Origin of the sequence: Martinezella lusitana (assembly GCF_900094565.1) — a bacterium.
Classification (GTDB): Bacteria; Pseudomonadota; Alphaproteobacteria; order Rhizobiales; family Rhizobiaceae; genus Rhizobium; species Rhizobium lusitanum.
Genome location: NZ_FMAF01000030.1, coordinates 64,990 through 83,693, shown reverse-complemented (window position 1 = coordinate 83,693; position 18,704 = coordinate 64,990). Strand labels below are relative to the sequence as shown.

Annotated in this window: 17 protein-coding genes and 2 pseudogenes; 8 read left to right on the top strand and 11 right to left on the bottom strand. The window is 56.8% G+C overall.

The window, feature by feature from the left end; translation table 11 throughout:
* The coding region (locus GA0061101_RS32585; protein WP_037136713.1) for an IS256 family transposase at positions 1-295 on the top strand (295 nt) is incomplete at its 5' end.
* 561 nt (positions 296-856) lie between these two features.
* Here the strand turns inward: GA0061101_RS32585 and thiS are convergent.
* From thiS to ccoN, 11 genes and pseudogenes are all read right to left on the bottom strand, one after another.
* Entirely contained in the window at positions 857-1,054 is a 198-nt protein-coding gene (thiS, locus tag GA0061101_RS32580; RefSeq protein ID WP_004125916.1) for a sulfur carrier protein ThiS, read from the bottom strand.
* Positions 1,045-2,025, bottom strand: coding sequence for a glycine oxidase ThiO (thiO, locus tag GA0061101_RS32575; protein WP_004125914.1), 981 nt, complete (start codon positions 2,023-2,025; stop codon positions 1,045-1,047). The genes thiS and thiO overlap by 10 nt, the downstream gene beginning before the upstream one ends.
* A 359-nt stretch (positions 2,026-2,384) precedes the next feature.
* Positions 2,385-3,065 carry an OmpW/AlkL family protein gene (locus tag GA0061101_RS32570; RefSeq protein ID WP_004125911.1) on the bottom strand — a complete coding sequence of 227 codons (681 nt, stop codon included), beginning with the start codon at positions 3,063-3,065 and terminating at the stop codon, positions 2,385-2,387.
* 347 nt (positions 3,066-3,412) lie between these two features.
* A pseudogene (ccoS, locus tag GA0061101_RS40500) lies at positions 3,413-3,553 on the bottom strand (cbb3-type cytochrome oxidase assembly protein CcoS); the annotation flags it as partial.
* Entirely contained in the window at positions 3,550-5,835 is a 2,286-nt protein-coding gene (locus GA0061101_RS32560; protein WP_004125906.1) for a cation-translocating P-type ATPase, read from the bottom strand. The gene GA0061101_RS32560 and the pseudogene ccoS, both read right to left, overlap by 4 nt.
* On the bottom strand, positions 5,832-6,326 hold the full coding sequence (locus tag GA0061101_RS32555; RefSeq protein ID WP_004125905.1) for a FixH family protein: 495 nt from the start codon (positions 6,324-6,326) through the stop codon (positions 5,832-5,834). Before GA0061101_RS32555 ends, GA0061101_RS32560 begins: the two co-directional genes overlap by 4 nt.
* On the bottom strand, positions 6,323-7,897 hold the full coding sequence (gene ccoG / locus GA0061101_RS32550) for a cytochrome c oxidase accessory protein CcoG (RefSeq protein ID WP_004125904.1): 1,575 nt from the start codon (positions 7,895-7,897) through the stop codon (positions 6,323-6,325). Before ccoG ends, GA0061101_RS32555 begins: the two co-directional genes overlap by 4 nt.
* A gap of 376 nt (positions 7,898-8,273) precedes the next feature.
* Positions 8,274-9,137, bottom strand: coding sequence for a cytochrome-c oxidase, cbb3-type subunit III (gene ccoP / locus GA0061101_RS32545; RefSeq protein ID WP_004125903.1), 864 nt, complete (start codon positions 9,135-9,137; stop codon positions 8,274-8,276).
* 1 nt (position 9,138) lies between these two features.
* Positions 9,139-9,291 carry a CcoQ/FixQ family Cbb3-type cytochrome c oxidase assembly chaperone gene (locus tag GA0061101_RS32540; protein ID WP_028755102.1) on the bottom strand — a complete coding sequence of 51 codons (153 nt, stop codon included), beginning with the start codon at positions 9,289-9,291 and terminating at the stop codon, positions 9,139-9,141.
* 9 nt (positions 9,292-9,300) lie between these two features.
* The gene (gene ccoO / locus GA0061101_RS32535; RefSeq protein ID WP_004125901.1) at positions 9,301-10,032 is read right to left on the bottom strand and encodes a cytochrome-c oxidase, cbb3-type subunit II; all 732 of its coding nucleotides are present in this window, start codon (positions 10,030-10,032) and stop codon (positions 9,301-9,303) included.
* Positions 10,033-10,039: 7 nt separating this feature from the next.
* A complete protein-coding gene (gene ccoN, locus GA0061101_RS32530; protein ID WP_004125900.1) occupies positions 10,040-11,656 on the bottom strand; it encodes a cytochrome-c oxidase, cbb3-type subunit I in 1,617 nt (538 codons plus the stop codon).
* Positions 11,657-12,000: 344 nt separating this feature from the next.
* On the opposite strand from ccoN, the gene GA0061101_RS32525 reads away from it, so the two are divergent.
* The 7 genes and pseudogenes from GA0061101_RS32525 to GA0061101_RS32495 all read left to right on the top strand — a co-directional run bounded on the left by GA0061101_RS32525 (position 12,001) and on the right by GA0061101_RS32495 (position 18,644).
* Positions 12,001-12,444, top strand: coding sequence for a pseudoazurin (locus GA0061101_RS32525; RefSeq protein ID WP_004125898.1), 444 nt, complete (start codon positions 12,001-12,003; stop codon positions 12,442-12,444).
* A 23-nt stretch (positions 12,445-12,467) separates the two neighbouring features.
* Complete coding sequence (locus GA0061101_RS32520) at positions 12,468-13,820, top strand: STM4012 family radical SAM protein (RefSeq protein ID WP_004125896.1); 1,353 nt, start codon at positions 12,468-12,470, stop codon at positions 13,818-13,820.
* Positions 13,817-14,785 (top strand): class I SAM-dependent methyltransferase, encoded by a 969-nt coding sequence (locus GA0061101_RS32515; protein ID WP_004125894.1) that lies wholly within the window; start codon positions 13,817-13,819, stop codon positions 14,783-14,785. The genes GA0061101_RS32520 and GA0061101_RS32515 overlap by 4 nt, the downstream gene beginning before the upstream one ends.
* 92 nt (positions 14,786-14,877) lie before the next feature.
* A pseudogene (locus tag GA0061101_RS41185) lies at positions 14,878-15,336 on the top strand (MFS transporter); the annotation flags it as partial.
* 151 nt (positions 15,337-15,487) lie between these two features.
* On the top strand, positions 15,488-15,856 hold the full coding sequence (locus GA0061101_RS40495; RefSeq protein ID WP_240535516.1) for an MFS transporter: 369 nt from the start codon (positions 15,488-15,490) through the stop codon (positions 15,854-15,856).
* A 549-nt stretch (positions 15,857-16,405) separates the two neighbouring features.
* Positions 16,406-17,098, top strand: coding sequence for a carbonic anhydrase (locus GA0061101_RS32500; protein WP_004125890.1), 693 nt, complete (start codon positions 16,406-16,408; stop codon positions 17,096-17,098).
* 4 nt (positions 17,099-17,102) lie between these two features.
* Positions 17,103-18,644 (top strand): SulP family inorganic anion transporter, encoded by a 1,542-nt coding sequence (locus GA0061101_RS32495; protein WP_004125887.1) that lies wholly within the window; start codon positions 17,103-17,105, stop codon positions 18,642-18,644.
* Positions 18,645-18,704: the final 60 nt, after the last annotated feature.

The following is an 18,704-nucleotide window of genomic DNA, read 5'->3' as shown; positions in this document are numbered from 1 at the left end:
CGCCAGTCTCATGGACAGTGCCGAGCAAGACGTGCTCGCCTACATGACCTTTCCCAAGCAGCATTGGGCCAAACTTCACTCGACCAACCCCATTGAGCGATTGAACGGTGAGATCAAGCGGCGCACAGAGGTCGTCGGCATTTTCCCCAACGACGACGCCATCGTGCGCCTGGTCGGTGCGCTGCTGCTCGAACAGAACGATGAATGGGCCGTCCAGCGATCCCGCTACATGACACTTGAGACAATCGCCACAATGAGCGATGATCCGCTCATCAGCCTGCCAGCAGCAAGCTGATACTCATCCGACCCTCTGGGATGAGCCGTGGTCGTCTAAGCTACACCACGTCCTGGGACATGATCTAGACCTGTCCTGCATTTCTCTCTTAACTGCACTGCGATTATGCTTATTTTCTAAAAGATTAACCGTGACGTGTCGTTAGCCACGCATCCCGAATTTTGCCGCAGCGTCCATTTTGTTTGCTGGTTCAAAATTTTTTCGTTTCAGGCATGGGTGCAGTGTCTCGGCGCTTCGGCTCCCAATGCGCGATGTTGTTTAGGGCACCTCTAGGCCTCTTTACTCCGATCCATCGCCTGGTTCAGCTTAGGATTCGCATGCAATAGAGTATCCCTCACCACTGCAGCACTATCCGCCCCGTTCTCGAAGACCGGCGACGCGTTCCACAGTCAGCCGACGATCACCACAAGCGCTATGCTGCCGATTCGCGCCTTCGATCCCCGATGCGATCAAGACTCTGCGGCGCGCGTGACCGCATGGGCTAGGACGGCTGGCGAGGGATAGCGGGCGGTGCCGAGCAGCAGGGTGACCCAATCTGGCTTCCATAGAGATCGAGCACGATCAGCCTCCTTGCATGGGTGTCAGTATCTCGATCCTGTCATAGTCGGCGAAAATATGTTCGTCGCGATCTTCGCGATGAACCAGTTCGCCGTTGGCGGCTGTTGCCAGCCAGTCGCCTTCATGGTCGAGTGCGGCCAAAAGCTGCGAAAGCGTCTTAGCGGCGATGGACTGCGTTTCGCCATTGATGATCAGGTGCATTGGAAACTCCTTTGCTTCGTCCGATCGGAAAAGACGAGATCGGCCGCTTCGGCCGCCATTGTGGGCGCCAGCAGAAAACCGTGGCGATAAAGGCCGTTCACGTGGATGACTCTGCCGTCCCGCATCACGCGCGGAAAATTGTCGGGAAAGGCCGGGCGGATGCCGGCGCCAGTTTCGACCACGGTGGCGTCCGCAAAGGCCGGATGCAGTGTATAGGCTGCGTTCAGCAGTTCCATCGTCGAGCGTGCGGTGATCGCCCCGTCGAATTCCGTCTCGATCATCGTCGCCCCGACCATAAACAGGCCTTCGCCGCGAGGGACGACATAGACGGGAAAGCGAGGATGCAGCAGGCGGATAGGCCTGGCGAGCATGACCTCCTCTGTATGCAGATAGAGCATTTCGCCGCGCACGCCGCGCAGATCGCGACTTTGCCCGATGCGGGCAGCACCGGTGCAATCAACGATATCTGGGAAATCGTCTTCGCTCACATCATCGCTAGTAAAGACGACGCCTGCTGCCGACAGCAGCTCTTTCAACGTCCGTAGCGCCTGACGGGGGTTCAGATGAGCTTCATGTTGGAAGAACAGACCCCTGCGAAAACGCTGTGCAAGGGCGGGATCCAGCTCGGCTATGCCATCTTCGTCCAACCATTCATACCCAGACGTACGGGCCGCAAAGCGGCCGAGTTCGCCCGAATCCCGCTGAGGTGCGGCGACCAGTGTCCCTTTATGAATGACTTGGCCGGGCAGGACGGCATCCCACCATTCCACGGCCATTTTCCCCAACGTCATTACTCTCTCGTCGGCGTTTACCCGCTCGCACCAGGGCGCCAGCATGCCGCCGGCGAGCCAGGATGCAGAGCGCCCGAATCCAAGATGCGGGTCGGAGACTGTTACGTGAGCGCCGCGCGCGCACAGTTGACGTGCTACTGTTAGGCCGGCAATTCCGGCGCCCTTAACGAGAACCCGCAATGTCATGCTCCCATAGGCATATAGAGATCGCCCCCTTACGGGCATTTGCGACTACGTAATCCAGCCCCTCCTTTTGCGCCTCGGCGTCGATGTCGTGCGATATTCGTACGAGCAGAATTCGGGCCGCACCTGGATACGAGGCTCAAGTGAACTCTTTGGGTGCTCGGCGGTGCTGTGACTTGCTTGCGAATTTGTCCATTTCTCAAGTTACTCCACTTCGAGTTGACCTTGATCTTCTCATAAAGTTGATGACCAAGTCGGCATGCACGTACCCAGCATCACTAACGCCAACGCCATCCAAACGCTGGTCGAGCCTTGGATGACGCAAGTCGCTAAACACCAAGCGATTTTATGAGGGCCTAGAAACGATAGGTTACGCCCGCGCCAAGCAGCCATGGATCGAGCCTGGCCTTGCCGCTGACGTTGGCCCCGCCGACGTTGGCGTCGAAATCAGGCCTTAGGAAGATCTTTTTGGCGTCGACGTTCACACCCCAGTGATCGTCGATCATATAGTCGAAGCCGGCCTGGAGCGCGACACCGAAGGAGTTCTTGACATCAAGGCTGCGAGCACTTTTTCCCGACTGGTTGTAAAACAGCGTATAGTTGAGGCCGGCGCCGACATATGGCCGAAAAGCGCCAAGGTCGGTGAAATGGTATTGTAGGGTGAGCGTTGGCGGCAGCAGCCAAGTCTTGCCGATCTCGCCGAGCGCTGAAATCGAGCCGCCGCCATGCACCTTAGCGTAGGTTGTGCCCAGGATGAGTTCAGCGGCGATATTCTCGGTGAAGAAATACGAGATGTCGAATTCCGGCACGACCGTGTCCGAAAAGGAAAGATCCGAACCCGGCAAGCCGTCGACGCGCCCAGAGTCAGTAGTGATCACACCAAGCGCGCGCAGCCGCATCTGCCATGGGTTTCTGTTGGCTGCCGCGGGAATGGGAGCCCTACTTGGTGGTGTCGTCAGATCGGCAGCGTGCGCGGTGCTCACGATACCCAATATTGCAGTAGCGATGATGACCCGTATGATGTCCTTGGAAGTCATTCTTGTCTCCTTCGATCTGAAATTCGTGAATCGAGGAGCAGTAACATCGGCTGGCACGTCAGGATTTGAGGCGGCTCAACTAAAGAAAATTGGACTGCCTGTCGCAGACAAACCCTGGCCTTGTGTGGCAATTTCGCAACGTTTCAGTCACTTGAATGACGTTTGGCATGAGACGTGTTGGATTATCCGGGCAGAAAGCCTCGCGCAATTCAACGCGGTTTCGAATCATCATTTCGGAAAAACCTCTTCGTGTAAGACCGTCTGTGGATTCCAGGCAGTTGGGAATTTAGCAGTTTCGTCGGGTCATCTGCACTGGCGCTTGTCGATTGTTGCGCCCCCTCGGGCGCATTATCCTCACTCACTAAGATGCGCCACGAAGCCCCTTCCAAATCATCATACTGTCCGCTCTTTAGCGACCACAGAAAGCCTCCCAGCCCGAGCGTACCCATGAACAATGCCAGCGGGATCAAATAGATCAGCATATTCATATGGACCCTCCTGCTGAGGCTGCATGTTTGCCATCATGCCTAAGTTGCTCCCGCCGATTCCAGTGGTTGAGTCGCAATGCATTCGTCACGACGATCAGCGAAGACGACGACATGGCGACGGCGGCGATAAGCGGCGTCGCATAGCCCGCGATAGCGATGGGAACAGCGAGCACATTGTAACCGATGGCAAGGGCGAAGTTCTGACGGATCAAAGCTGCCGCGCGCCGCGCGACGCAGATCGCCTCCGGAACCGCGTCGAGACGGTCATTCAGGAAAACCAGGTCTGCCGCCTGTCGGCCAATGTCGGACGCAGTCGCGGGAGCCATCGACACATGCGCCGCCGTAAGTGCCGGCGCATCGTTGATGCCGTCACCAACCATCATGACCTTGTTGCCCGCCTCGGCCAAGCGTGTGCACTCTTCCACTTTCTGTTTCGGATCCAATTCCGCAATCCAGCGATCCACATGCAATAGCCGCGCTGTCGACTCGACGACGGCTTGCCGATCGCCAGACAGGATCATCGTCTGCAGCCCTGCAAGACCGAGCTGACGAATGGCTACGGCTACTCCGGGGCGAAGCGTGTCTTCGAAATAGAATCGGGCAAGTGCGATACCGTTCCTCGACAGAACGACCTCGGAGAGCGAGTCATCCGCTTCTTTTTCTTCTCGGGGCGGGATCGAACAAGCGAACTCCATATGGCCGAGACGATATAGCCCCCTGGCGGTTTCGACTTCCAGGCCCGCGCCCGGTATCTCGACGACGCTGTCGAACCGTTGCCCCTTGCCGCCGGCACTCCGCAGCAACGCCTGAGAGAGCGGATGGCGGGAATGCGCAGCAATTCCGGCCGCGATCGCCCTTTCCTCCGACCCCACATCCACCATCTCGACGAGCCGCGGCTGGCCCATCGTCAACGTGCCGGTCTTGTCAAACGCGACGGCATCGATTTCCGCGAGACGCTCCAAAGCGGAGCCGTCCTTGATCATGATGCCGCGGCGAAACAGGTTGCCTGCGGCAACAACCTGGACGACCGGCACTGCTAGACCAAGCGCGCAAGGACAAGTGATGATCAGCACCGCGACGGCGACAAGCATGGCATGCTTCCAATCTCCACCAAGGGAGCCCCAGGCAAGAAAGGAAAGCAGCGCAAGTAAATGAACCGCCGGAGCGTAAAGGCCGGCTGCACGATCCGCGACCCTGCGATAGCGCGCCCTGCCTCCTTCTGCTGCCTCCATAAGGTTGATGGTTTCCGCAAGCAGCGAGTTTTGCGCCGTCTTCGTCGCGCGAATGGTCAATGACGCCATGAGGTTCATCGCACCAGATCTCACCTCCGCGCTGTTCGCGACAGCAACTGGTATACTTTCGCCCGTGACAATAGAGAGATCCAGCTCGCTCGTACCTGCGGTCACGGCGCCGTCGACGGGGATGCGTTCGCCGGCAGCGATGAAAACATGATCACCGATGCTGATATCTTCAATCGCGGTGTAGCGCTTGCTCCCATCGGCAGCTATCACCAGCGCGCCGCGTGGCGCAAGTCTCGCCAGGCTGTTGACCGCGGCTCGCGCCTTTTGCCGCATGATGTGGTCGAGCGTGCGGCCAATGAGCAGGAAGAACAGCAGCGACACGGAGGCGTCAAACCATGCATGCTCTCCGTGATGGATCGTCTCCCACAACGATACGGCATAGGAGAGCGTGACAGCGAGCGAAATCGGCACATCCATGTTGGTGCGCCCATTCTTCAAGGCATTCCAAGCCGATCGAAAAAAGAAACGGCCGCCATAAATTAGGGCCGGCGCTGTAATCATCGCGGAAATCCAATGAAACAGGTCTCGCGTTGCTGCATCTGCACCGGACCAGACCGATACCGAGAGCAGCATGATATTGGCTGCGGCAAAGCCGCAGACACCAACGGCCAAGAGCAATTGATTGCGCAGACTATTCGTCTGGGGCGCGGCGGGAGTGAAAATATGCGCCCGGTACCCGGCTTCGGTGATCGCGGACAGAATACCCGACGGATCGACGACAGCATTATCAAGGTGCTCGACATAGGTGCAACTGACCCGCCGCGCAGTCAGGTTGACCCGGGCGCGCGTTACATAGGGTAACCTGCATAAGGACCGTTCAATGGTCGAAATGCAAGCGCCACAGTGCATATCGGGAACGCTGAGGTCCAATTGACGAAGGCCCTCCCCCAGCGGATGGCTGGCGAGGACGATCTCCTCGGCACTGGCGCAGCTATTGCTCGTTGTCATGACGCTTTCCGCGTCCATCGTGCAGCAGGTCATTGTCCAAACTCCGCCGTGTCGATGCGCCTAGCCTCATGCATTACCGTGACACCGTCTCTGCGCGAGACGGTTTCCACGATCCAGTCGCCTCCCTCAATGCGATGTTTCGCTTCGAAATGGCCTTCGCTTGTCTTCGTCAGTGCAAGCGCGAAGTCCTCCCGGTCGCCCACGGGCCTTCTGAACGTCAGCGTCACGTCGTCAACCACCGCCGGCGACCCGTCACGGTTATGAATATCGTACTGAATGACATCGCGGCGCAGTAACAGATCGCCCGAAATGCCGCTGCTCGCCATAGCACGCATGGCGGCGGCCTTGCCGTTGAATTCCTGGCTTGCCACATAGGTATTTTCCACCACAAGCCCGCTCCAGCTCGTGGAAGCGAGAACTGCCATCGTCACGTTCACTCCGATCACCACGGCGAAGAACGCAACAATGACGATCAGCATATGGCGGCCGGTGAAGGGACCTCCGGTGATAACTTGGCTTCTCATTTCGGCGCTCCCGGCACGTTGAAGGCGGCCCGGTGCGTAGCCCGATCCGCATGATTTTCGTCCTCTATGACGAACAGGAATTCCTTGATTGTTTCCGGCTTGGCCTTTTGCGTGACGAACACTTTGAGCGAGGTGGCCGCGTCCGGATCCACATCGACAGTGAAGTGCCGGCCTTCCTCCTTCGAGAGTTCGGGGATCTTCATCGTCGCTCCCTCCGCGCCGTCCAGTCGGATATCGATTCTCCTCGGCATCGGCACCATATTGAGCACGCGAAGCGTATAGCCGTTGCGGATCGATCCATCGGACTCCAGGACATATTGCGGATTGCGGTCGTGAACCACGTTCAGTTCCAGCCGCTCCCGGAGCGCCAAATGCACGAGCATCGCCACCCCGATCGCTGCCCAAACAGCCGCATAGAAAAGAACGCGCGGCCTGAAGATCACGCGCCAGTTGAAGTGCTGGATATTCTCGATGAAGTCGCCATCGGCGTTTCGCACGAGATGCGGTTGCACAGGGCTCGCGCCACCATTCGTCGCCAGGTTCATGTTCGCGGCATACTCGCTTAGCGTCGCATAGGAGATCACGCCGCGTGGCTTATCGAGCTTATTCATCACACCGTCGCAGGCGTCGATGCACAAGGCGCAGGTGATGCATTCCATTTGCTGACCGTCGCGGATATCTATCCCCATCGGACAGACGGCAACGCAAGCGTTGCAGTCCACGCAATCGCCGGTAGCCAGGCCCGCCGCTTGGGCTTTTTTGGCGTGACGGGAGCGCGGCTCACCGCGCCAGTCGTTGTAGGTCACGACGAGGGAATTTTCGTCCAGCATCGCGCCCTGGATGCGGGGCCACGGACACATGTAGGTGCAGACCTGTTCCCTCATCAGCCCGCCAAGAATGTAAGTGGTCGAGGTGAGAAGGGCGACCGTGGCATAGGCGACGGCCGGCGCCTGGCCCTTGAATAAGGCAACAGCAAGGGATGGCGCATCCGCGAAATAGAAGATCCATACGCCGCCTGTGAGGACGCCGATAAGAACCCATATGCCATGTATGGCGACCCGCTTTGCAATCTTGTCCGGTGTCCAGGGACTCGCATCGAGTTTCATGCGCGCGTTGCGATCACCTTCGATCGCGCGTTCCACGACAAGGAAGACATCGACCCATACCGTCTGTGGACAGGCATAACCACACCATGCCCGCCCCACCGCCGACGTTACGAGAAACAGGCCAAAGCCAGCCATGACAAGCAGACCGGCCACATAGAAGAACTCCTGTGGCCATATCTCGATGAAAAAGAAGAAGAAGCGACGAGAGGCGAGGTCGATGAGAATCGCCTGGTCGGGCGCATATGGACCTCGGTCCCAGCGAATCCACGGAGAAAGATGGTAGATGCCGAGCGTGATCAGCATGATGATCCATTTGAATCGCCGGAACCGACCCTGCGCTCGCTTTGGAAACACTTTCTTTCGCGCGGCATAAAGCGGCTGACGGTTGCGCCGGACACCAACGTCGTCGGCGCCTGTCCGTTCGATGCGATCGTCACCTGTCATGGGAGCTATGGTGAGGATCATCGCATACCATCCTGTTGATGATCCTCATCCTGCATTTGACGAACCAAGCGTTCTCGACGCAAGTCCGGGAGAGAAAAAGCAAGCCTATCGGCTCAATCAAAAGGAGAGCCACACTCCGGGAGGGGGGTGTGGCCCGGAGGAACTACGAGCCACAGCACGAAGGGACGTCCTCCAGGCCCGGAGAATAGCAGCTTGCTAGCTTGCGATCGTTGAGTGAAATCAAAACGCTGCTAACTTTTTCAGTTCTACGAGCAAGTTTTCTGGCTGTCCGAACGCAACCGCATTGCGTAGAGAGACAAGATCGTGATCGACTGCTGACCGTATCGCCATCAGGCCATAAAGATTGTGATGCACGTGAATTCGTGATTTTTCTTTTCTATTTTCCACCGCCCAAGGAATGAACAAACACCGTCAACTCCTTCACGGTGGTTTCGCCCAGCCGGGCAGACCAAGCTGGCATAACGCCGTGTTTGGGCAGGGTCACCTGGCGGATGATCGCTTGCTCCCCTCGCCCCTTAAGCCAGATCGCGTCGGCGAGATTTGGTGCGCCAAACTCCTGTTTTCCCCTGTCGTCTTCGCCATGACAGACGGCGCAATTGTCGAGGAATACCTGCTTGCCGGCGTCGGCCGCTGCCGGATCGGAAACTGTGTTGGTCAAGGCCCAAATGTAAGCGGCTACCTGGCGTATCTGGGTGCGTTCGAGTACATCACCGAAGGCGGGCATCTCAGAGACATGCGTCTCGGGATCGGCATCGAAGCGGATGCCATGAGCGATTGTCTGTTGAATGGCGGGAAGACTGCCGCCCCATAGCCAATCGTCGTCGTTTAGATTGGGAAACCCCGGAGCGCCGGTGGCACCGGAGCCATGACACGGCGCGCAATTGACCTTGAAGGCCGAGGCGCCGCCTGCAATTGCAAACTCACGCAGCGTTGGGTCGGCATCGATTTCTTCAACGGATTTCGCGGCGATCAGAACATCGAGGCGAGCCTGCTCAATCTTGGCGTTGTTCATTTCGTGCTGCAGTTCAGCCCGGCTTGAGAACCCGATCAGTCCTTTGGTGGTATCCCTGATCAGGGGTATGGAGGGATAGGCGATGGCATAGCCGACGGCCCAGAGGATCGTGGCATAGAATGTCCACACCCACCATCGGGGCATGGGATTGTTGAGTTCGCGGATGCCGTCCCACTCATGGCCCGTTGTTTCGACGCCGCTGAGTTCGTCTATAGGTTTGTCCGACATCTCAATCGTCCTTTAAAGGTATGTCAGCGGCTTCGTTGGCGCCTTTTTTGCTGCCTGGCCGGAGCGTGAAGGCTATAGCCCCCACGAAAAACAAGGCCAGTGCGAGGAGCCCCCAACTGTCGGCGAAGTGACGCATTGCAGTGTATGTTTCCACGGAGGCACCTCAGCGATAGCCGGTGGCATCGTCGTAAGTCGAGAAATCAACCAGCGTTCCGAGCATTTGCAGATATGCGACGAGCGCGTCCACCTCGGTCAGCCTGGCGGCATCGCCATCGAAATCGCCGACCTTCGCTTTCGGATATCGCGCCAGCAGATCCGTCGTATTTGCGTTTGGATCGGCTTGCGCCCGCATGTCGGCTTCCGCATTCGCCAGCATGTCTTGGCTATAGGGTACGCCGACATCCTCGTTCGCCTTGAGATCCATGCCGATATCCTTAACCGTGACCTCCCTCTCCTTGAGAAAGGCGTAAGTAGGCATGATCGACTCCGGCACCACCTCGCGCGGGTTGGACAGATGCTGGACGTGCCACTCATTGGAATAACGACCGCCGACACGCGCCAGATCCGGTCCCGTGCGCTTCGAGCCCCACTGGAACGGATGGTCATACATGGACTCGGCGGCGAGCGAATAATGGCCGTAACGCTCCACTTCGTCGCGGAACGGTCGGATCATCTGGCTATGGCAGAGATAGCAGCCTTCGCGGATGTAGATATTGCGCCCGGCCAGCTCGAGAGGCGTGTACGGGCGCATGCCTTCCACCTTCTCGATCGTGTTCTGGAGATAGAACAGCGGCGCGATCTCGACGATGCCGCCAATGCTGACCACCAACAGCGACCCGACAAGCAGAAGGGTAGCATTTTTCTCGATGATCTGGTGTTTGGCGAGTATTGACATGTTTCTCTCACTCGGCGGCCTTGGCGATGAAAGCGCTGGGGATCGCGGCTTCGTCGCGCTGGCGGCCCCGGATGGTCATTGCGACGTTCCAGGCCATGATCACTCCCCCTGCCAGATAGAGAGCACCACCGACGGCGCGCAGAAGATAATAGGGGAACATCGCAGCCACGGTCTCTGCGAAGGAATAGACGAGGAAACCCTGACTATTGTATTCGCGCCACATCAGGCCTTGCTGGATGCCGGCGACCCACAGCACCGCGGCGTAGATAACGATGCCCAGCGTGGCGAGCCAGAAATGCCAGTTGACCATACGGAGGCTGTAAAGCCGCTCGCGCCCCCAGAGCTTTGGCGTCAGGTAGTAGATGGCGCCGAACGTGATCATGCCGACCCAGCCGAGCGCGCCGGAATGAACGTGACCGATGGTCCATTCGGTATAGTGACTGAGCGAGTTGACCGTCTTGACCGACATCATCGGGCCTTCGAAGGTCGACATGCCATAAAAGGCGATCGCGACGATCATCATGCGGATGATCGGGTCGGTACGGATCTTGTCCCAGGCGCCCGAAAGAGTCATCAGACCGTTGATCATGCCGCCCCAGGAAGGCATCCACAGCATCACCGAGAAGACCATGCCCAAAGTCTGCGCCCAATCGGGCAATGCCGTGTAATGCAGATGATGCGGACCAGCCCAGATGTACATGAAGATCAGGGCCCAGAAATGGATGATCGACAGGCGATAGGAATAGATTGGGCGGTTCGCCTGCTTCGGTACGAAATAGTACATCATGCCAAGGAAGCCGGCGGTCAGGAAAAAGCCGACGGCGTTGTGGCCGTACCACCATTGTGTCAGGGCACCCTGCACGCCCGAAAATAGCGAATAGCTCTTTGAGCCAAGGAAAGACACCGGCATCGCGAGATTGTTGACGACATGCAGCACGGCGATGGTGACGATGAAACTCAGATAGAACCAGTTCGCGACATAGATGTGCGGCTCCTTGCGCTTCAGGATCGTTCCCAAAAAGGTGACAAGATAGGCGACCCAGACAATGGTGAGCCAGATGTCGACATACCATTCGGGCTCGGCATATTCGCGAGCCTGCGTGATCCCGAGAACATAGCCGGTCGCGGCCATGACGATGAAAAGTTGATATCCCCAGAACACGAACCAACCGAGATTGCCGCCGAAGAGCCGGGCTCGGCAGGTGCGCTGGACGACGTAAAAGGAGGTCATTATCAACCCGTTGCCGCCGAAGGCGAAGATGACGGCAGAGGTATGAAGTGGGCGCAAGCGACCAAAATTGAAATACGGCGCGACGTTCAGATCCGGATAGGCAAGTTGCAGGGCGATCACGACACCGATCAGGAAGCCGATCACCCCCCAAAAGACGGTGGCAATCAATCCATAGCGGATGACCTCGTCAAAATAGGCTCCGTTTTTGGGTTTGGCGCTCACTGTCACGGGGGAAAAATCAATTCGCCGCAGAAGCAGTACCGTGCCCGCTAGCAAACAGAAGAACAGTATCCCCATGTGGGTTGCAAAAAGCTGGTCATGAGCGACCCCCGCGCCGACCAGTGCCAAAAAAGCCCCGACCGCAACCAGCATGGTTTCAGCGGTGTAATTCATGTCATGCTTCCCGATGTACAGACGACCACGCCAAAGGCGGCCGCCTTTCTCGCCACTTTTGGGAACTATTCGCACGTGACGGGCACTCAGTCCTTGATCTCTCTCAACGAACGCCGCGATTTTGTTTGATGATCACCTGATTGCATCCAACTGCGCTTTGATCACCCGCGGATGAGGCGCCCCTCGAGTGCCGCAGCGACTTCGTCCGCGCGCGGATGGACACCGGCGCGCGGGCTTGACGTAGAAATTGATCAAAGATTGCTCGATCTCAAGGAATGTCAGCCCGTTCGCGCCTAAAGCTTCGGGCGGACAATTAATCGGGCTATCGCGAAAGGAGATCAGAAATGGGTTTGAAAATCTGTCCGATCGTCGCAACGGCGATGCTGACCGCATCAGCGATGCCACTGATGGCGGCGGACCACCAAATCCGGATGTTGAACAGGGGCACGGACGGCGCAATGGTTTTTGAGCCAGGTTTCACGAAGATCGCACCAGGCGACACGGTGACGTTTATTCCGGTTGATAAGGGACACAATGTCGAAACGTTCAAAGGTTTGATCCCAAAAGGCGCACCGGAGTTCAAATCTAAAGCGAACGAGGAATATCGCGCAAAACTCGATATGCCCGGGGCCTATGTGGTGAAATGCACGCCGCATATGAGCTTGGGCATGGTGGCCCTCATTCAAGTTGGCGACAGCCCCACCAATCTCGATGCCATCAAGACTGCAACCGTTCCAAATCTCGTGCGCAAGCGCCTTGACGCCGACCTCGCGCAGATTGCCGAATAGTGCCGGCCGCAGGAGAAAGGAGCATGCAATCATTTGCAAATTCCTTGAGGGAAGCCATCGGCAAAGGCGACCTCAAGGCGTATGTATACAGCTACCCCCCAAAACGGACATATAAAGAGCTTGAAAACATTCGATTGAGCGATGTGTGGGATTCAAACGACCAGGCGCCGGTAGCGTTATACATACATGTGCCATTTTGCCGATATAGGTGCACCTATTGCACGCTCTTTCTGACCACGCGGCACACGGAGGATCTTATTCGACGTTATGTCGAAAAGATCTGCTGGCAGATAAGCCTTTATGCAACATTTGCCGGTCACAGATCTGTCGCATCGGTCTATATCGGCGGCGGAACCCCAACTCTCCTGCCCATCGATCGGCTGGCCCAGATTTTCTCTTCCGTTCGAGATGGCTTTCCAAATATCGACCGTTCGACCGAGGTGTGCGTCGAAGGATCTCCCGACACTGTGTCGGGGGAACTGCTGGATTTTTTGAAGAACCAAGGCGTGAACCGGATCAGCATGGGAATCCAAACGATGGATTCCGTCGAACTGAGAGCGTCCGGCCGCCCATATCAGGTTTCTGTGTCGATTTCGTCCATTGAAGCAGTTCGCAAGCGTTTCGATAACTTCAATCTCGACTTGATCTACGGCCTCTTCCGTCAAACGCCGGAAAGTTGGAAGCGCTCGCTGGAGCAGATTTTGTCCTTTCGGCCAACAACCGTTTCGCTTTATCCGGCGATCAGCCGGCCGCTCACTGCTATGCAAAAGCAGCAGCGATCTCGACCGCAAGAATATGTGGAAGACCGCCTCAAATATGAGATCTACGACAGCAATGTCGATTTTATGCAGGACAATGAGTATCGACAGGAATCTTTCACCCGTTTTACCTGCCTTCCAGAAGGCACCAGCGCCTACGGCCAGGAAACCTCTGACTTCCTCGGTGTTCCGATGATAGGCATCGGAGCAGGCGCGCGAAGTTATAACGGGAAATATCACTACAGCCTCGACTATGCCGTCGCGCTGAAGAATGTCGGCAAAGCCATCGACGATTATATACATCTCGAGATGACTAGTCGGAATTTGCTGAAATACGGAGTTATATTAGACGAATCCGAAGAACGGTTGAGATATTTTATACTTAACCTTACGCTCAACCAGCTTTCAGAAGCAGATTATTCACGACGATTCGGACGGGACCTCCGCGCCGATTTTTTGGAGGTGATAGATGCTCTGGAAGTCGAAGGCTGCATCGATTTGCGGGGCGATGGCGCCATTGCTCTGACCCGGAAAGGTTACAAGTACAGCAACCTGATAGCGCATCATCTCTTCTCGGACCACGTGAAAATCCGTGAAGAAAGGTACGTTCCTAAATGAAAAACAGCGAGCGGTTTTGGGAACGAGGCTATTCGGATCCCAACGTCTGGACGATGGGCGGGCCAAGCGTCGAAGTCTATGAGATAGAACAGCAACTGCCAAGAAACGCAATGGTCGTCGACCTAGGATGCGGCGAAGGCAGGAACGCTCTCTTTCTTGCATTCAGGGGGCATGCGGTAACTGCATTGGAACCGTCATCGAGCGCGGTCAGAAAACTGCGATCGGTTGCAGACGAACATTCGTTGAATATCGATGTGATCGAAGGGAGAATCGAGGATTTCGTCCCTGATGAGAGATACGACCTGGCTTTGGCACACTCGTCGTTGCACTTTGTGACCAAGGATGTGTGGGTTCCGTTGATCAACGAGTTGAGACAACGGACCAACGAGGGTGGATTTCACAATTTTACATCGATCATCGGGACTTCCCGGTATCCGGTCCCGTACGAGTGCCGGCACGCGAATTCATTTGATCGGGGCGATCTCGACTCACTCTATGCAGACTGGCAGGTACTACGCTCTGATTTTTACGCGAAATGGGATTCCCATCCCGGGATTGCGACGCATGTCCACGCCGTAGAAAAGTTCCTCTCTAGAAAGGCAGGACCCGACGGCCCTTTGCCATTCACCAAAGTCGACCTGTCGAACAGCGACGCTCTGCCTGGCGATTTGTTCGAAAAGATCCCGCTCGGGATCCACGTTGAGGACCTCAGACTGTTATGCAACCGGCCGACGACGGTCAATCGGATCGAAATGCCCGGACTGAACCTTACCTCGCCAATCGAACTGACCCGCGGCTATGCTGTTGAAGAGTGGTTCTTTGGCAAGCATGCGCTTCAATTCACGCAAGGCGTGCTGACGGGCAAGTACGAGTACTTTACGCAGCCGATCTCGTTGCAAACTGTTCCCAGGGCGTCCAATCGGTATGAGGCAGGAGCCCATCTCGGCCCGCAAAAAACTGATTGAAGTCAGGGCATACGAGGACTGATGAGAGCATCGGGCAGAGCTGGTGGAAAAGAGACCGCGCAAGCGCCGGCCAATCCAGCGCAGTTGGCGGTATGAATCGAATTCTCGTACTCACTACTGCTGTGTTTATCACCGGATTGGCCGAGAACGTTTTCATCGGGGTGCTGCCGAATGTAGCCGGCAGCCTTGGAGTAGGCGAGTCCGAAGCAAGTATCCTCATTTCAGTGTTCTCGGTCACCTACGCGTTCTTCGCGCCGATAGCTACACTGATTTCCTATCGCTTCGATGTAAAACCGACGCTCCTCGCGGCCATGTCAATCTTTGCAGGGAGCAATGTGCCGGTTGTGATCGGTGGATCGGGGCTGCTCCCAATAAGCGCCTCGAGGATCATCACGGCTATGGCTTGCGCGCAGATATCGGTATGCGCCGTCGGTTGTGCAGTTCAGATCGTCTCGGAAAGATATCGAGCTCGTGCCATAGCCTCCGTGTACCTTGGAATAAGCGGCTCGCTTTTTTTGGGGGTACCTCTGGGCGTGTGGATTACACATTTGATTGGTTGGCGCCGCCGTAGGCCTTGCAATGATTGGCCTATCTGTCGTCGCTATATGGCTTGTAATCGTCGTGCTACCGAATGTCGGGTCGCCGAGCAAGCGCTCGCCTTTTGGCAAACTGTATCTAGCTCATTTCCGGGATCGCAATCAGATGATGGCGCAGCGTGTTTCTATTTTGTTCATTGCAGGTCATTTCACCCTCTTCAGTTATTTGACCTCTTACGCCGCGAGCAAGGGGTTCTTCGGGCCACACTGGGAGGCCTTTCTTTACGCCGTTTTCGGGTCGTCGGGCATGGCGGGGGGCGTGCTGGCCGGTATTCTTTCTGACCTCGCAGGTCGTCGGCTCGCGCTGGTCGCGAGCCCTGCAATCTATCTCGTCACAACGTTGCTGCTATGCGTGTCAGAAAGCAGCATCTTTTTTTCGCCAGCCTTTCAATTTGGGGATGCGCGAGCTGGTCGATTTCGCCGATCGTCCAGAGCGATATTGCGGATCTCGGCCGAAGCCCGAGCGACATTATAATCGGTGCGAATGTCACCGCAATGCACGTGGGCGTTGCCGGCGGTACCGTAGTCGGCGGCAGGCTTATTGCAAATTATGACTTGTCGGTGCTGCCGATCGGGGCGGCAGGCCTAGCTGCGATGGCTTTGGCCGCGGCGATCTTGTCGGTCAGAACCTCGCATTGATACTGCGGTGCTGGTCCGTAGTCGCGCGCCCCTACTCGTCGTTATTCTTACGAGCGGGCGTAGAACCATGGCTCCCAGACTCGGCATTGCGCCTCAATCCGAGCAAGCAAGGAACTATGAAGTTCTAAAATTTTGCATTGCAGCATCACATTGATCTGGGGACCTACGATCAAGCGCTCGCGCTCACTGGATGTCTGGAATGACTACAGCGACAAGCTGTCGTCAATGACTGAGCATGCTCGTATTAGTGCGAAATAAACGAGGCGATCGACGTCTTGGCATCCTCTTTGCGTATCACACTTCCATCTCGCAGTTGCGAAATGATTGCGGATTCCGACGATCGCGCGCGCCCTGCTTCCATCCACCCCGACAATGAGGACTTGCTATGGGTGATCTACTAAAAGGAATCTCGAACTTCCGCGGTGCCGTGTTCCCGAACTACCAGGCACTTTACCGCAAGCTTGCGCAAGAGGGACAGCAGCCGCACGCCTTGATGATTTCGTGCGCCGACAGTCGAGTCTTGCCCGAAACCATTACCCAGTCAGGACCAGGTGAGCTGTTCGTATGCCGCAATGCCGGAAATATCGTTCCACCATTTTCAACCGCAAACGGTGGCGTTTCGTCAGCAATAGAATATGCCGTCGTAGCTCTCGCGGTTCGAGACATCATCGTTTGTGGCCATTCCGATTGTGGCGCGATGAAAGGGCTCTGCCGTCCCGAATTGCTAAAGTCCATGCCCAACGTCGCCGCTTGGCTAAAGCATGGTTACGCTGCGCATTCGATCGTTTGCCAAGCCTATCCGGCCGACCTTTCCGAACGTCAAAAGGTCCGCGCTATCGCTATGGAGAACGTCATTGTTCAGCTTGACCACCTGCGCACACATCCTTCCGTTGCAGCAAGGCTTGCGACCAATGACATGACGCTGCACGGGTGGTTTTTCGATATCGAAACGGGAGAGGTGGAGGTTTACGACGGGTCGGCCGCCCGCTTCACAAAGATACGCGAGGACGGGCCGTTACCGGTCGCCGTTACCGGTCGCGATCGGCCGCAAGTCCTAGCCGCAGTTGCAGCGGAGTAGTGCCATGACCAATAACAGCTTCGCTTTTTCGCGCGATTTCGCCTCGTCGCTTGTCGTCTTTTTCGTTGCTATCCCGCTTTGCCTTGGAATTGCAGTTGCCTCTGGCGTGCCTGTTGCCATGGGCCTGATATCAGGCATCGTCGGCGGCATTGTCGTGGGCTTGCTGGCGGGTTCGCCCCTGCAAGTATCGGGCCCTGCCGCTGGTCTGGCGGTCATCGTCTTCGGCTTTGTCGAACAATATGGAGTGGCCATGCTCGGGCCGGTCCTGATCGTTGCTGGGCTTTTGCAGATCCTTGCCGCGTTCCTGAAGATCGGATCATGGTTTCGGGCAATCTCGCCCGCTGTCGTTCACGGTATGCTCGCCGGTATCGGCATTCTGATCATCCTCGGACAAATACACGTTTTGATGGGGGCCAAACCGGCTGCGGGGGGCATTGAAAACGTCGTGGCGATGGAACGAACATTCGGACATCTTTGGGGAGGCGGCATGACGAGCGAATCCGTCGACTTGCTTATAGGGCTGATTTCCTTGCTCGCGATGATCGGCTGGGAAAAATTCAGGCCCAACCGGCTGAGGCTGGTCCCGAGTGCGCTGGTAGGCGTTGCCATCGGAACTACATTAACGGCTGCATTGCGGCTACCGATTGCCAGGGTCGAGGTTCCTGCATCTCTAGCAAACAGCATTTCATTGCCGACAGTGGAAAGTTTCGCGAATATGGCTCAGCCTGGAATCGTCGTCACATCGCTGGTGATTGCGGTCATCGCCAGTGCGGAATCATTGCTGTCGTCTGCGGCTGTCGACCGGATGCATGACGGCGCCAGCACACGCTTCAACAAGGAGCTTTTTGCACAAGGTATTGGCAACGGGCTCTGCGGACTGCTCGGTGGTCTGCCGATCACTGGTGTTATCGTACGCTCCTCGGCAAATATCCAAGCCGGGGCGCGTACACGGGCATCGGCTGTCCTGCATGGCGTCTGGATTCTTGGCCTTACGGTGTTGCTGCCGCAATTGCTTTCCATGGTGCCGCTGACGGCCCTGGCCGCAATACTGCTCGTGACGGGTTGGCGGCTGATCAGCCTTCATCACGTGCGCGATCTCTTCGATCATCATGGTTGGCTTCCCGTGGGCATCTGGATTGCGACTGTTGCGATGGTCGTACTGCAAGACCTGCTCGTGGGTGTTGCTCTAGGTTTGACGCTCTCGATTTTCGAGATCCTTCCTTATCTGCGGCGCAAGCTTGCTATCGATCGAATGGAAGATGCTGAGACGGTTCATCTGACGCTTGGTGGCGTTGCGACTTGCAGGGATGTTCCCGCGCTCCTTAATACTTTGGAATCGCTTCCAGCTGGTTGCACAGTCCGGATCGCCAGCAGCGATTTGCACTATGTGGACCATATCTGCGCAGAGACCTTACGCGACTGGCTTAAGCGGCAGAAAAAATTAGGTCGCACGGTCGATATTCAGCATCCACCCGCCGGCCGCCATCCGCGGCTGGTGCCAATCTTCAAGCGATTGACCGCCGAGACCGCCGACCCGACAGGATAAGTGGCAGGGACTGCTGAACAGCGGATGGGCGAAGACATTCTCAGCCATCCGGACCTTCTG